The organism is Acinetobacter sp. EKM10A, assembly GCF_011075215.1.
GTDB lineage: Bacteria > Pseudomonadota > Gammaproteobacteria > Pseudomonadales > Moraxellaceae > Acinetobacter > Acinetobacter baumannii.
Genome location: NZ_JAALLK010000003.1, coordinates 1 through 15,186, shown reverse-complemented (window position 1 = coordinate 15,186; position 15,186 = coordinate 1). Strand labels below are relative to the sequence as shown.

General features: G+C 38.8%; 13 protein-coding genes. 3 read left to right on the top strand and 10 right to left on the bottom strand.

The window, feature by feature from the left end:
* Position 1: 1 nt before the first annotated feature.
* Complete coding sequence (locus tag G9371_RS04760) at positions 2-571, top strand: YggT family protein (RefSeq protein ID WP_000501183.1); 570 nt, start codon at positions 2-4, stop codon at positions 569-571.
* Between the two features lie 61 nt (positions 572-632).
* Here G9371_RS04760 and polA read toward each other — a convergent pair whose 3' ends face one another.
* The gene (gene polA / locus G9371_RS04755; protein WP_029423660.1) at positions 633-3,404 is read right to left on the bottom strand and encodes a DNA polymerase I; all 2,772 of its coding nucleotides are present in this window, start codon (positions 3,402-3,404) and stop codon (positions 633-635) included.
* 154 nt (positions 3,405-3,558) lie between these two features.
* Here polA and G9371_RS04750 point away from each other — a divergent pair, with 154 nt between their 5' ends.
* Positions 3,559-6,363 carry a DUF2339 domain-containing protein gene (locus G9371_RS04750; protein WP_165471258.1) on the top strand — a complete coding sequence of 935 codons (2,805 nt, stop codon included), beginning with the start codon at positions 3,559-3,561 and terminating at the stop codon, positions 6,361-6,363.
* Here the strand turns inward: G9371_RS04750 and G9371_RS04745 are convergent.
* Together G9371_RS04745 and G9371_RS04740 are read right to left on the bottom strand one after the other, a co-directional pair.
* On the bottom strand, positions 6,353-7,270 hold the full coding sequence (locus G9371_RS04745; RefSeq protein ID WP_029423662.1) for a mechanosensitive ion channel family protein: 918 nt from the start codon (positions 7,268-7,270) through the stop codon (positions 6,353-6,355). The genes G9371_RS04750 and G9371_RS04745 overlap by 11 nt on opposite strands.
* A gap of 9 nt (positions 7,271-7,279) precedes the next feature.
* The gene (locus G9371_RS04740) at positions 7,280-8,101 is read right to left on the bottom strand and encodes a hypothetical protein (RefSeq protein WP_029423663.1); all 822 of its coding nucleotides are present in this window, start codon (positions 8,099-8,101) and stop codon (positions 7,280-7,282) included.
* Positions 8,102-8,197: 96 nt separating this feature from the next.
* Between G9371_RS04740 and gspE the strand changes: the two genes are divergently transcribed.
* On the top strand, positions 8,198-9,688 hold the full coding sequence (gene gspE / locus G9371_RS04735) for a type II secretion system ATPase GspE (RefSeq protein WP_029423664.1): 1,491 nt from the start codon (positions 8,198-8,200) through the stop codon (positions 9,686-9,688).
* Between the two features lie 56 nt (positions 9,689-9,744).
* On the opposite strand, the gene G9371_RS04730 is transcribed toward gspE, so the two are convergent.
* The 7 genes from G9371_RS04730 to G9371_RS04700 all read right to left on the bottom strand — a co-directional run bounded on the left by G9371_RS04730 (position 9,745) and on the right by G9371_RS04700 (position 14,712).
* Complete coding sequence (locus G9371_RS04730; RefSeq protein WP_000051124.1) at positions 9,745-10,176, bottom strand: organic hydroperoxide resistance protein; 432 nt, start codon at positions 10,174-10,176, stop codon at positions 9,745-9,747.
* Between the two features lie 87 nt (positions 10,177-10,263).
* Entirely contained in the window at positions 10,264-10,701 is a 438-nt protein-coding gene (locus tag G9371_RS04725) for a MarR family winged helix-turn-helix transcriptional regulator (protein WP_000371731.1), read from the bottom strand.
* Between the two features lie 160 nt (positions 10,702-10,861).
* The gene (locus tag G9371_RS04720) at positions 10,862-11,239 is read right to left on the bottom strand and encodes a DUF4951 domain-containing protein (RefSeq protein ID WP_000266123.1); all 378 of its coding nucleotides are present in this window, start codon (positions 11,237-11,239) and stop codon (positions 10,862-10,864) included.
* A 14-nt stretch (positions 11,240-11,253) separates the two neighbouring features.
* On the bottom strand, positions 11,254-12,078 hold the full coding sequence (locus G9371_RS04715) for a carbon-nitrogen hydrolase family protein (protein ID WP_000177091.1): 825 nt from the start codon (positions 12,076-12,078) through the stop codon (positions 11,254-11,256).
* Positions 12,079-12,104: 26 nt separating this feature from the next.
* Positions 12,105-12,626, bottom strand: a complete 522-nt coding sequence (gigB, locus tag G9371_RS04710) for an anti-anti-sigma factor GigB (protein WP_000103065.1) — start codon at positions 12,624-12,626, stop codon at positions 12,105-12,107.
* A 102-nt stretch (positions 12,627-12,728) separates the two neighbouring features.
* Positions 12,729-13,697: an RsbU family protein phosphatase GigA gene (gigA, locus tag G9371_RS04705; RefSeq protein ID WP_000273589.1), complete on the bottom strand. Its 969-nt coding sequence runs from the start codon at positions 13,695-13,697 to the stop codon at positions 12,729-12,731.
* Positions 13,698-13,812: 115 nt separating this feature from the next.
* Positions 13,813-14,712 (bottom strand): VacJ family lipoprotein, encoded by a 900-nt coding sequence (locus tag G9371_RS04700; RefSeq protein ID WP_001109856.1) that lies wholly within the window; start codon positions 14,710-14,712, stop codon positions 13,813-13,815.
* Positions 14,713-15,186 lie beyond the last annotated feature (474 nt).

Genomic DNA, 15,186 nt, shown 5'->3' with positions numbered 1-15,186 from the left:
TATGGGTGCAAATTCTGCGCTAATTTTTGGAATTTTAATTAACGTCGCGATTTTATTGGTCTTTTTCCGTTTTTTAATGCAATTGGCGGCAGTAAGTCCTTATAATCCTGTGGTTTTATCGACAGTAAAGGCGACTAAGATTGTTGATATTTTTGGCCGAATTTTTCCAACGGTCGCAAAAGGCCGATTCAATCTGGCAGCGTTGGTTCTTTTAATTATTTTATATTTACTGAAAATTTTCGGTGTAATGTATCTTTCGGGTTCCATGCCAAATAGTCCGGTTCATTTAGTGATTCTGACTTTTGTGACCATGATTCAGGATTTGATTCGTTTCTGCCGTTACTTAATTTTTGCAACAATCATTTTGAGTTGGGTCGTTATGTTTACTCAATCTCGTTCACCTTATATTGAGGTGATTCAAGATTTAGCTGAACCATTACTCGCCCCATTCCGTCGTTTATTACCTAATATGGGGATGATTGACTTATCTCCAATTCTGGCATTTTTGGCACTCTATATTGCCGAGATCTTAATGAATGAAGTCGCTAAAGTTTTATTAACTGGACTTTAATTTTGTAAGATTAAAAAAAGGGCTGTATTACAGCCCTTTTTTTTATTGGTTTATCGATAAATTAATGGGCATCATCCCAGTTTTTACCTTGGCCTACTTCTACGACTAACGGTACAGAAATTTCCAGAACAGACTGCATGACATCCGCAATTTGTTTTGAAAGTTCATCTGCAATGTTTGAATCAACTTCAAACACCAATTCATCGTGAACTTGAAGTAATAGTTTTGCTTGATCTTTTGGCAGGATTTTATCTACTTCAATCATTGCTAACTTAATAATATCAGCAGCACTACCTTGTAAAGGTGCATTAATTGCAGCACGTTCAGCAGCTTTACGTACCATCACATTTCGAGCGTCAATATCCGGTGTATAAAGACGGCGACCTAAGATAGTTTCAACAAACCCTTGTTCCGATGCTACTTGGCGAGTACGTTGCATGTATTCGTAAATGCCAGGATAGCGCTGGAAGTATTGTTTGATATAGTTTTGCGATTCTTCACGAGTAAAGCCAAGTTGACGAATTAAACCAAACTCGGACATACCGTAAAGTAGACCGAAATTCACAGCTTTAGCCTGACGGCGCTGATCATTGGTCACATCTTCAATTGCAATACCTAACACTTCTGCCGCTGTTCTACGGTGTACATCTTGACCATGTTGGAATGCATGAACTAAGGCATCATCTTGAGAAAAATGAGCCATTAAACGAAGTTCAATTTGCGAGTAATCGGCTGCTAACAAAACTCGTCCTTCCAGTGCAATAAATGCTTTACGGATTTGACGGCCAATCTGTCTACGAATTGGAATGTTTTGTAAGTTAGGATCAGAAGAGGATAGGCGACCTGTTGCCGTTAGTGCTTGATGATAGCTGGTATGTACACGATGGGTGTCATTATGCGACTGCTCAATTAAACGGTCAGTATAGGTGCTCTTTAATTTTGCTAATCCACGGTGTTCTAAAATAATTTCTGTTAAGGGATGCTCAATTTTTTCAAGAACACTTTCACTGGTGCTGTATTGCCCAGTTGCAGTTTTTTTACCACCTTTAATGCCTAACTTATCAAATAGAATTTCACCTACTTGTTTAGGCGAAGCAATATTAAAAGTTTCACCTGCAATTTCCATGGCCTGATTTTCAAGATCTTCCATAGTTTTCGCAAATTCAACACTTAATTTATCTAAGAAAGCATGATCTAAACGAATTCCATCTTCTTCCATACCCGATAAAATTCGGGCAACTGGCATCTCGATGTTATATAAAATATTTTCCAATTCAGGATGTGCTTTAAGTTTATTTGAAAGTACTTCATATAAACGATAGGTCACATGTGCATCTTCTGCTGCATAATGTGCTGCAACTTCAATCTCAATTTGATTAAAAGTCTTCTGTTTTGCACCTTTGCCAGCAATTTGCTCAAAAGTAGTGGTCAAATGGCTTAGGTAAACACGAGCAACATCATCCATGCCATGACGAGTAGCTGCTGCATTCAGTACATAAGATGCCAGCATGCTATCGAAATACCAACCTTTAAGTTCAATACCGTGATTAGCAAAAATGTGCGCATCATATTTAAGATGATGACCGATTTTTTTAACTGCTTCATTTTCAAGTACAGGCTTGATTTGCGCTAAAACTTGTTCACGGTCCAGTTGTTGTGGCGCATTTTCGTAATTATGTGCCAAAGGAACATAGTAGGCATCTTTCGCATCAAATGCGATTGAAAAACCAACCATCTCGGCAATACGGTAATCAAGACTTGTGGTCTCTGTATCAATAGCAAAATGATCGGCATTCTGCATGCGTTGCCAGAGCTGATCCCATGCTTCTTGTGTTAAAACAGTGTGATAGTTTGCAGTTCCAAGCTGATCATCTTGACTAGTCAAGCTTGCTTGATCTTCTGTTTCAATCGTTTGAGCAGGTTTAACTTCATTTTGGACAATAGTTTGTGAAGCTTGCTGCTTATAGCTTGAGCTATTTGGATTATTTGGATGATCGAGAGACTGTAACTGGTTTCTAAACTCAAGCTCCGTATAGAGATTGCGTAAGGCATCTACATTTGGATCAGTAAGTTTTAATTCATGCCAGTCGAGTTCTAAAGGAAGATCACAGACAATGCTTGCCAACTGGTGATCAAGCTTAATATTGTCTAAATTATCTTTAATATTTTGGCTTAGTTTGCCTTTAAGTTGGTCTACATTGGCAATGATATTATCCAATGTCCCATATTCGGTCAGTAATTTGGCAGCCGTCTTTGCACCTACGCCAGGTACACCCATAATGCCGTCAGATGCATCACCCATAAGGGTTAAGTAATCGATAATCTGGTTTGGCCAAACACCAAATTTTTCAAATACGCCCTCGGTGTCTAGTACTCGATCTTTAAAGCTATCTTCAAGTTTTACATAGTCATTAACCAGCTGGGCCATGTCTTTATCTCCGGTTGAGATAAGCACATGATGACCTTCTTTTACGGCGCGTTTAGCGAGAGTCCCGATAATGTCATCGGCTTCTGCACCCGGAAGGCTATATAAAGGAATACCTTGAGCCTTAATCAATGCATGTAAATATGGAATCTGTTGAGATAACTCTTCCGGCATAGTTGGGCGATCACCTTTATAAATAGGTGAAAGCTTATGACGGAAAGTTGGTTCAGGTGTATCAAAAATAACGGCCATATGTGTCGGTTGCATACGACGCATCAATTTTTGAATGGCAGAAATTGCTCCACGTATTGCATTGGTATGTAACCCTGTAGAGGTCGTCAATGGTGGTAATGCATGATATGCACGAAATAAAAAATAGGACCCATCAACCAAGACAAATGGTGGCATTGAACAATTCCTTAAACTGAATTATGGGTATTTTACGTGAAAACGGCTATGAATGCAGGTTTATGATTTTTGCAGTATTTTGTATGTATAAATATACGCATGTATTGGCTTGAAGTAAGATGGCCTGTAATGAAGGTGTCATATTGCTAAGCCCATGTATAAAAAAGACAAACAGGGAATGATCATCGTTTTGATCGCTTTGACTTTGTTTTTAGCCATTTCAATTGGTTTTAAATTTCAGAGTGCCGTTGTTGCTTTATCTATTGCGCTCACTGTCATACTGGTTCAGTCATTATCAAGTCTGCATCAACGTTTAACTCATTTAGAACAACAGTTTTCTCACCAGACTACGCCACTTTATTCTATTCATATGCAAAGAACGGTAATTTATACCGCCGCTTTGGTTGCATTAGTTGCTTATATCAATCATTGGATGTGGATTGCTGGAGGGGCTTTACTGTTTTTATTGCTATGTTTGATTCAAACCATCAGTGCATTTCATACTCGACTATTATACCTCGAGTCAGCAAAAAAAACTGTTCATGTAAATGAGACCATACAAACAGAAGTTATAAATCCTGTAATAGAACAAGTTAGTTCCAATAATACAGACACGCTAGTCCCAGCAGAAACGGCACCTTTAAATCAAACAGAACAACCAGCTCATGTACAGGCCGCATGGTGGCAACCAGCAGTCGATTGGATGATTCATGGTAATCCAATTTTAAGGGTCGCTGTTGCTATGCTTATGGTTGGGGTAGTGCTCTTACTGCGTTTTGCAAGTGAGCACTGGCAGTTGAGCTTAGGCGTGAAACTTGGTTTTATTGCGATTGCAGGCGGTGTATTAACAGTATTTGGATATACCTTGCAAAAGAAAAATCAGCTATTTGCTGTAGCATTGCAAGGTGTAGGGTTAGCTGTTGTCTTTCTAACGCTTGTGTTCTCACATCATTTTGGTGTAATCACGAGCCTAACTACAGCAAGTATTCTATTTACGATTTTATTAGCAATTACAGTATTCCTGAGTTTAAAACAACAAGCTATTTATTTGGCAATACTCGCACTGGGTATGGCTTATGCGGCTCCTTTAGTTATTCCGCAATATCGTCCTGATGTAGTTTTTTTATTTAGTTACTATCTTGTTATTAATCTTGCAGTCGCTGCGGTTAATTTTATTCAGCCTTGGAAAATCCTAAATCAGATCGCTTTCTTTGCCACAATGTTTATTGGCGGTAGTGCAATCGCATTTTATGCAGAGCCAGCAAAATTTGACAAATTAGACTGGATTTTATGGCTCCATATAGCGCTATTTATTTGGTTAAGTGTTCGTTATAGCCAAAATATCTCTCGGGTTTCAGAACACGAAAAACAAGAGGGGATCCGTTTACCTCCGCTGTTAGATGTTGGTCTTATTTTTAGTGTACCTGTACTAGGCTTTACGCTTCATGCCTATTTAGTTCATGAGTCGACCCAAGCTTTAACAATTGGTGCTGCTGTTTTAGCAGGCACCTATGCGGTATTAACGTTCTGGATTAAAAAAACTCATCCTCAGCTTTCAGTCCTTGCAAAAAGTTTTTTCATTCTCGCGGTTGCTTTTTTTGCCTTAATTTTCCCGCTTGCAAAAGGAGCACATTGGACAGCGATTGGTTGGGTAGCTCAAGGTACGGCCCTCATCGTATGGGGAGTAACTGAACGCTACCGTTTAAGCCGATATATTGGTGTGATTTTAGTTTTACTCAGCTCACTTGCACTGTTTTATCAGGTTTGGGCAAATGAAGAGTTTCCAACACTAAGCACTAGCATTTATGCAATTGCCCAATTCATTTCGGCCTTTTATTTATTGCAATACAACAGCAAAGAACAACGCTATTTTAGCGCAAGCATGTTTAGCGGTATTTTCTTATGTTTAGGCATGTATGCGGGCGCCGTAGCAGGTGTAGAAATAATGGCATGGCATCATCATGCTTTAAGTCCATATTTGATGTTTGCTATTGCTCTAATAGCAATATTTAGTGCGATTGTTCACTATAAACTTCGTGTGCAATGGCAAAGTTTGCAGTTAATTTTAATTAGCCTGTTACTGTTATTAGTTTTGGGTGAAGCGTTTGCGAGTCAAGTGTTTACGTTGTTTAAATGGGTAGACTCATTACAACAAACTACTTTCTTGGTCGCTACCATTATTCTAAGTGCCTTATTTCTTATGGCTCAACCGCAGTCGGATGAGTCTGGGTACTTAAATGTCTGGGCTGGTTTAAGCTGGTTGGCGTTAGCGATAGTTGGCGTGGCTATTTTCCCAAAAATGCCAGTTGTTGCTCTGGCTTTTATCCCTGTGGTTTATTCGCTTTGGGTGTATAAGTCTCATAAAACGACCCTATTGCATCAAATTCCAGTGTGGTGTTTAAGTTTACTGTGGTTGCTTGTAGTGAGTGTAGATAGCCATTCTGCTGAGTATCTTTATTTTGTTCCTTTAATTAACTTGACTGATTTTCTTTCAATTGCGGTATTTGCAGGTCTACTCTTTATTATTTATCAGCATGATTTTGATGAAGATAAATCACTGGAGTGGACTTTTAAAATTACAACAATTCTAGTGGGGTTATTGGTATTTAGTAGTGTAGTCGTTCGGGGCTTGCACCACTACTGGGCGACACCGCTATGGGGTGCTGCAATTTGGACAAACGGAATAGTCCAGTTAAGTCTGACATTGCTTTGGGTTATTTTGGCATTTGTATTGACTACATTCTCTAGTCGAAAAATGATTCGTCAATTGTGGTTTGTAGGTGCTGCGCTTTTAGGGATTGTGGTATTAAAGCTGATTTTACTAGATCTATCGCAAAGTGCGACATTAACTCGAGTCATTTCGTTTATTGGAGCAGGTGGGGTAATGTTGATTATTGCTTATCTTGCACCATTACCACCGTCATCTTCTGTACAGAAGAAACAAGAGCCTAAAGCTTAGGCTCTTGTTTTAATTCTTTCTGATTACTGTATTGATCGATATCATCGTCAGCAAAAATATTAGATGGTCGATCAATCAAGCCCATTTTAGGAACAGGAATTTCGATTCGGTTATCTAAAAAACCATTACGGATACGTTCTTGCATTTCATCTCGAACTTTTAAAGAGTTTTCTTGTCGACACCACATTGTAAATAAAAGCTCAATCGATGATTCCCTAAATGCAGTAACCGTAACTGCCGGTTTTGGATCATCTAATACGAGTGGATAATTTGATGCGACATTCAGTAAAACCTCACGAACTTTAATAATGTCTTCGTGAAAGTTAATTGCCAAAGTAATTGGAATACGCCGTATGGGATATTTAGATAAGTTGTGTACAGGCGCACGAATAAGCTGTTCGTTTGGCAAGCGAATATACACGTTATCGAGCGTAAGTAACTTTACCGAAAGCAAATCAATTGAAATGACTTCCCCTTCAATGGTATTGCCACGAATGAGGGTAATTTGGATGGTATCACCGACTTCAAATGAACCTTCCCCAATCAAAAATAGACCACTAATCAGGTTGCTGGCAGATGTTTGCGAAGCAAAACCCAGTGCTACTGTTAAAATCCCTGCTGCGCCAAGGAAGACACTGAGTTTAAATCCTGCCTCTTTTAAACTCGTCATAATGAAGAGTAAGAAAATAAAATAGAAAATACCACGGCGCCATACAAGGCGTTGATGAGCATTAAAGCGTGAACCAATGGTTCTAATAAATGTATTTGAAATAATACGGGCAAGGACAAAACCAATAAAGCACAGTACAACACCTACTAAAATTTCACTGATACGTTCGGTGTTAATATTGGTAAATATACTTTTGAGGCTATCAGCGATATCTCTAGGAATATTTGAATCAGCCATAGAACCCCCTTAGAAAAATGAATCAAACATATTAAATAGTGCACCACCAGGTGAACGTGGGGGATGTACGTAAGTCACTTCACCTGCAAGAGGAGGCGTACGGTTTTCAATACGAATGCGGGCAGGGCGGTCAGAGCCTTCATAGTAGACTTTGATTTGTGATGTCCATAAGCGTCCCGTACTTTCACTATAAAATAGCGGTAGGGCGGTAACCGGTACATTCATACGGTCAAAGCGTAATTGATGATTACTGGTATTGTGAAAATCGATCGGCGTAACTGCACGAAAAGCTCGAGGCGTTAATAGGTTCAAATCGGTACGCCCATCTACAGACGTGGCATAACAAATTTCACCTTGCTGGGCATTAGGACCAAACCATGTATCTTTAGGTTGAATCACAGGAATCTCAAACAAAGGCTCATGCTGACTTTCAACTAAACCTGCAATCCATAGGGGTGTACTAATATAAAGAGTTCCGCGTTGACCTGCTGGAATATAAATAGGATCAACAGGTTTAATCACAACAGATCGGTCTGCTAAACGAGGCATGAGTAAAAACTTTGGATTAGTTTTCCGAAACATGTAACGTTCGACTTGAACAGAATGTGGGAAACCGAAATTAGCATCTGGGATGATGTGCCAATCTTGTTCATTATCATCTTGAAGAGTGGGACGATAATATTCGATACGCCATTCTTTTATGCCACGCGTTAAACGAAAGAGCATTGAACCGAATTGCCATGCTTTGGATTGGTTAATTTCAAAGTGCTGTTCACCCCACCATTTTAAAGAATTCTGGGGGTGAGGCTGATATTCATTATTTTCAAACAAGACGTAAAATTCCTCTACCGAGTTGTTAAACAGACTTCACGCTGTAATCTGCTTAGAGTACACTCAAAATTATCTTACTCATCATTATAAATTGTGATGCAAATATTGAAACAAATACAAGTTCCATATAGTTTTGCCAAGCGTCATGGTGTTTTATTTCGTTATGACGGTGATCAAGTTTTTATTGTTAGACGTCAAAATACAGAAAAAATTGCATTGCAGGAAGCAAGACGAATTTTGGGGAAGCCTGCACATTATCAGCTATGTACTGAACAAGAGTTTAATAGCCTATTAAGTACGAGTTATGCGGGGGACACAGGCGAATCTCAACAAGTTGCGGCTGGCTTAGAAGACCACCCGGATTTATTGAGTTTGGCCGATCAGGTTCCTGAAACAGAAGATTTAATGGATCAGGAAGATGACGCGCCTATTGTGCGTCTGATCAATGCACTTCTCTCTGAGGCAATCCGTGTAGGTGCTTCAGATATTCATATTGAAGCTTTTGAAAAGAAATTATCTGTACGTTTACGGGTAGATGGTCAATTACGCGAGATTGTACAGCCACGCCGTGAACTAGCTCCCTTACTTGTTTCACGTATTAAAGTTATGGCAAAACTCGATATTGCCGAAAAGCGTGTACCGCAAGATGGACGTATTTCTTTGCGTCTTGCTGGCCGTGAAGTTGATGTCCGTGTTTCAACTTTGCCATCGTCACATGGTGAAAGGGTTGTTATGCGTTTGCTTGATAAACAAGCGGGTCGCCTTAATATGACTCACCTAGGTTTAATGGCAAATGACTATGAACGTTTAACTCAGTTAGTACATCGTCCGCACGGTATTATTTTAGTCACAGGACCTACTGGTTCGGGGAAAACGACGACTTTATATGCTGCCTTATCAGATCTAAATGACAATACCCGTAACATCTTAACAGCCGAAGATCCAATTGAATATCAGCTTGAAGGTATTGGCCAAACTCAAGTGAATACCAAAGTGGATATGACTTTTGCTCGAGCTTTAAAGGCAATGTTACGTCAAGATCCAGATGTGGTCATGGTCGGTGAGATTCGTGATTTAGAAACTGCTGAAATTGCGGTGCAGGCATCTTTAACAGGTCATTTGGTGTTATCAACACTACATACCAATACTGCTATTGGTGCAGTGACTCGACTTAAAGATATGGGGATTGAACCCTTCCTATTATCAAGTTCTTTAATTGGGGTCGTTGCTCAGCGTTTGGTTCGTACCTTATGTCCACATTGTATGACATGGCGTGAAGCCGATACTTTTGAAAAGCAGGTTTTTCAGCATATTTCGCATGAGCCAACTTTAAAGATACCAGAAGCTCAAGGGTGTGATCAGTGTTCTCATTTAGGGTTTAATGGCCGTACGGCTATTTATGAAATTGTACCTATTGATGAACCGATGCGTCGTCTTATTCATGGCAATGCAGCTGAGTTTGAATTAGAAAACCATGCTCGCCAGTACTCGGGTTCTATTCGTGATGATGGCTTGCGCAAGGTAATTTTAGGTAAAACCACACTTGAAGAAGTATTGCGTGTAACCAATGAAGCAAATGAAGCATAATCTGTAAGATATAAAAAATGCCCGATTTAACTCGGGCATTTTTGAAATGACAAAAATTATTCAGTCACAATATTAAAAGTCACATCAATATTGTTGCGAGTCGCATTTGAATATGGGCAAACAATATGAGCTGCTGCAACTAATTTTTCAGCTTCTTCACGGTCCATACCAATTAAGTAAACATTTAACGTTACTTCAATACTAAAACCTGTAGGAATTGGACCAATACCAACTTCACCTTCAACATAAGCATCTTTGCTAATATTAAATTTATCGCGGTTTGCAACGAATTTTAAAGCACCCAAAAAGCACGCTGAATAACCTGCTGCAAATAATTGTTCTGGGTTAGTTACAGCACCACCAGCGCCGCCCATTTCTTTAGGCACACCAAGTTGTACGTCTAATACACCGTCTGATGACGTTGCACGACCGTCACGGCCACCAGTTGCTTTAGCTTTTGCACGATACACAACTTTTTCTAATGACATCTTTTTATTCCTAAATTAAATTGAATGCAAATATATCGTACACGACTTAATTATTTTAACAAGTCAATTTTGTAAAAAAATTGGTGATTATTTAGCTATATTTGTACGGAGTTGTGTTAATTGATCTTTGAGACCGAGAAGGGTAGCCGTATCACAAGAACTGGCCTCTAAGATATGCGTTGGAATATTTACGGCCTGTTCTTTAAGTTTTTTCCCCTTTTCGCTAAGCGTGATAATGACTTGTCTTTCATCTTCTTTTGATCGAGTACGATTAAGAAGCTGCAATGCTTCTAACTTTTTTAAAATGGGGGTTAAAGTTGAAGACTCTAAAAATAACTTGCTGCCAATTTCTGAAACAGTAATCTCATCTTTTTCCCACAACACCAACATCACCAAATATTGAGGATAAGTAATCCCTAATGGAGTTAATAGTTTGCGATAAAGTTGATTAAGGGCTAAATTTGTTGAATAAATGAGGAAACATAATTGATTCTCAAGCTTTAGATTTTGACAGTCTTGGTCCATATATTCCTCAGAAAACTAATTGGTGCTTTTCTAGTATATCGCTTTATGTTTAATTTCTTAAATGCTCATAATTTAGAGCTATTGATAAAAATAAGATAACGTAAAAAAATGGAGTAATCTAAACATTACTCCATCACTTAAAAATACTAATTTAAAATGGTTACCAAAGGTCGGCAATTTTTTTCATTAAACGAGCACGATATTTTGCAGTTGGGTTATTTTCATTACGTTGTTGCTCTTGTTCATAAAAATCTTGCCAGGCCGTGATCATTTCTAAAGTTGTTCCTTGTTTTTTAATCATAGAAACATCGGCAGGCTGAATATTCTCTAAACGCTGTCTGGCACCTTCTGCACCTGTCCCCCAACCAATAATCCGCTGGCCAAAAGCAGGCAGAGGAATATTTTTTGGAGTAGGAGGTAGTACATTTTGTTTAAGCTGCAAATTTGGAGAGACAAAATTATTCGTTGTCCCGAAATCAGTCGCATAACAGTGAATATTTGCCCCTAAGCAAAAAATGCTAAATAAGTATTTCCACATGAATAATTAAGCTTTTAATAGTGAATTAATTTACGATGCATCATTAAAGGCATTGATGTACGCACAAGTTCTTGAGCAGCTAAATCAAAAGGTACCGTAATTAAACCGTTCCCTTCATAACCAATCATACTTAAAACTTGACCACGACTATCAGTTGCTCCTGCATGCCCCCAAGTTTGGCGTTTTTCCCCATGCCAACCTTGTTGCGCAGCCCCTAAAACATAGCATTGGCTATCCATTGCACGTGCTTGCAGCAAAAGCTGCCAATGCATCTGACCTGTTGTATAGGTAAATGCAGCAGGAGCAGTTAATAGATGAGCACCTTGCTGTCTAAGGGTTAAAGCTAACTCAGGAAAACGCAAGTCATAACATACCATTAGGCCAATATTGCCAAAAGGGGTAGATGTGACTACAACGTCTGTTCCTGGTTCAAAGAAACGAGATTCCTGATATCCACCCACAGCATCGCCAACTTGTACATCAAATAAATGTATTTTGTCATAACGTGCTTCGGTACGTTCAGGACTGATGCATAAACTCACTGTGCGCACTCGACCATCTTGTATGATGGAACCATCCGGACGAAATGGGCACGGTAGAGTGCCTGCAACAATCCAGATTTGATACTGATGCGCAAGTTTCTCAAGTCTTTGTTGAATCGACTCAAATTGCTCTGCTGTTTCACGCTGTTTGCCAGCCGCAAAACAAACAAAGTTTTCGGGAAAAACAATTAAGCTGGCATTTTGAGCCTTGCTTTGCTGAATCAATGACTCAATCACTTGAAAGTTGCTTTCAATGTCATCTTGAGAATTCATTTGAACAACCGAAACAAGAGTCATATACACATCCAGATTAGCAATAAAGTTTAGGCATTTTGCTTATCAGATACTTGTTCAAGCGTGTCTTGTTCTTTTTGCAATTGCTTAACAAGCGGCTCAAACATGTTCTGATTATTTGCATTGAGTTTCATCAATGTCTTATGTGCGTCCAGAACGGTTCTTAGCATCGCATTATGAGTAATGTGCTCGTCAGTTAACGTTAAAGTACAAACGTTAGGATCGCCACAATAATTCAGGATGACAAAAACCTGCCCTAGCCCCATGCTGTTGGCTAAGGTTGTGATATCTGGATTGGTAGATAGCATCACAGCTTGAATATGATGAGTCTGTTTCAGTTTTAAACCTAGCTTGGCTAGGATACCTAATACAGTACTATCAATAAATGTTGTTTGGGTTAAATCAACGATTGCACCAACAACATTTTCTTGCTGTTCAATTCTGTTTAAAAGTTTGTCTAGACTTATACAAGAATGGGCTCGCACTTCACCAATAAGCTTGAAAATATGCGTTCCATTTAAACTTGCATATTCAACATGACCTGTTGACATATAAATGCCATTTTCAGAGAAGGATAGAAAAATTATCACATAGTGCCATCTCAGACTCAAGAGTCCTTAAGTCGTATATTATGTAATTAATTGATTCTTAAATTAATTCATTCGACAAAGACTAAAGATGGCAATGTCATCAGCAACGTGATCAGGGGCTTGGAATGATTGATTTTGCAAATGTTGAACTAATTGTTGAAACTGATCATTCAAGCCGCCATCAAATGGTTCTAGTGCTCCATCTGAGCAAATAATGAAACGTGCATGACGATTTAATGTGCATACATGTTCTTCAACTTCTAACTCATCAGTTAACCCTAAGGGAAAGCTGCTGGTGGTTAAAATTTTTGGAGGTTGATTAGGTTCAAAAATAATTGGAGGAGGGTAATGACCTGCACTAGACCAGCGAAGACTATGAGTTTCAAGATTTAGAATACCGACCACAATTGTAATATGTTTTTCAATATTCTCTTGAACCAGCATCCCATTTAACTTTTTGATTAACTGTCGTGGTGTTTTGGAGCGACCATGAAAGGCTGCCATCCAAGAAGTTAATAAGCTACTTGTTACACCATGCCCCGATACATCGGCGAGATAAAATAAAACCTCTTTATCATTGAGCTTCCAGTAGTCGTACCAGTCGCCTGATAAATAGGCAGAAGGTTGGAAAAAAGTTTCAACCTCATAATTTAATAAATCAATAGGATTTGGCAATAAACGTTTTTGTAATTCTGCTGCCGAAGGTAAATCACGGCTATCCTGATTACGTTTATATTGTGCATCAATTCTTGTTAAAGCTTTATTTAGATCTTTAGGTAATTGGTTCCATACCCATCCTGCAAGAGCACCAGCTTCCCATGCTTGAGCTAAAGCACTACCTTCATGCTCAAAAGCAATCACGATTGTAGGTAAACGCCATTTATAAGTTAGGAAATCTTGTACATCAGCAATTGCGATAATTGTTGGGTCGTATAAATCGAGATCATCTATGTGAATGACTTGTAAGTCTGGTAATGCTTCCAGAGCTTGCTCTACGAAAGGGATAGAGCGTGTCGGTTTAATAAAATACATAGAAGATATGGTAGTCCTTTTTCAAGATCACTTTATCCATCATAGAGGATGTATGACCAAAATCAAGGTATTGCCTTTCTATAAGAAAAATGCAATACCTTGATTTGTCCTTTAATTATTTTTCGGTTTTATCAGTGTTATCTTCTGGTACATCTTCAGATTCGTCATCATCAATAAAAGACACATCTGCCGAATCACCTTTTTTCTCGGCAATCTGGAATGCTTTACGTTGGAGATATAAATCACGAATCATCGCATACTGATCGCCTTGTATAGTTTGGTCTAAATCTAGATATTGAGCGCGTGTATCAACGGCTTGTAATAGATTAGTCGACCAATACAGGCCATCTTGATCATCCATAATGTATTTTTGTGGACGGGCCTGAGCATCTACAGCCAAGCCAACGCCATCACGTAAAGTGCTTGGCCCAAAGAAAGGCAGCATAAGAAATGGTCCAGAAGGAACACCATAGTAACCGAGAGTTACACCAAAACTTTCTTCTTCAGGAGGTAAGCCTAAGCGGCTCGCTGGATCGGCTAAACCTAATGTTGTTAACGTATTAATAGTAAAACGACCTAAAGTTTTTGCGGCGCGGCCAGGACGTCCTTGAATTAGCTGGTTAACAGCATTCCATGGTTCGCCAAGGTTTTTACGAAATTGTCGGTAAGAACCACGTACATCTTCTGGCGTCTTTTCTCTATATTCAACAGCAACGGGACGCAAAACATGGCGGTCTAACATATCGTTAAAAGAATAAATTGGACGGTTCAGTGACTGTAATGGATCTTTTACTGTATCCGGTTGAGCAGCATTTGCGTTGATCTTTAAATCTTTAACTTTTATGCCTTTCAAATCTTTAATAATTTGTAAGTGAGGTCGGCTATGCTGAGTCTGGGTTGAAGTAACATCTTCCGAACTAGCGGCAGATTCTTCAGTAAGATTTTCTTGAGCATGGGCTGAGGTGTAAAGACCTACAGTTAATAAGCTCGACAAAAGTAAATTAGAATAATTCATATAATTCCTTAACCGCTAGCCAGGCTATATTCAATATGCAGTTGGGTAGAGATATATTTTAATACAGAAGCGATAAGCTATTATCAATGTAAAATTGATCAAATTATATAGAAATATAGCCAAAAAGCCTAAAAAATGTACGCTTGATATGAAATGCTAGAAAAAGGGGTTGCAAAGGGAGAGAGATGGTCTATAATGCACATCCATCGGCGGTGATGCAGATAGAAACTTGTTGAAAAACAGTTACTTGTGATTAGATTGGTTGCTTTAAGCGATGAATTTGATGGGAAGTTGGTTTAAAGAATAAGTTTTAAAAATATCGAAATTACCTGTTGACTTTTAAGAGATTAAGAGTAATATAGCCGACCTAGCTTGCTGGTGACGAACTAGTAAGAAGATCATTAAGAGAATTGAAGAACAACTTGTGTGGATTTTTACTGATTGATTAATCGAAATAATTTTCATTGATTGATT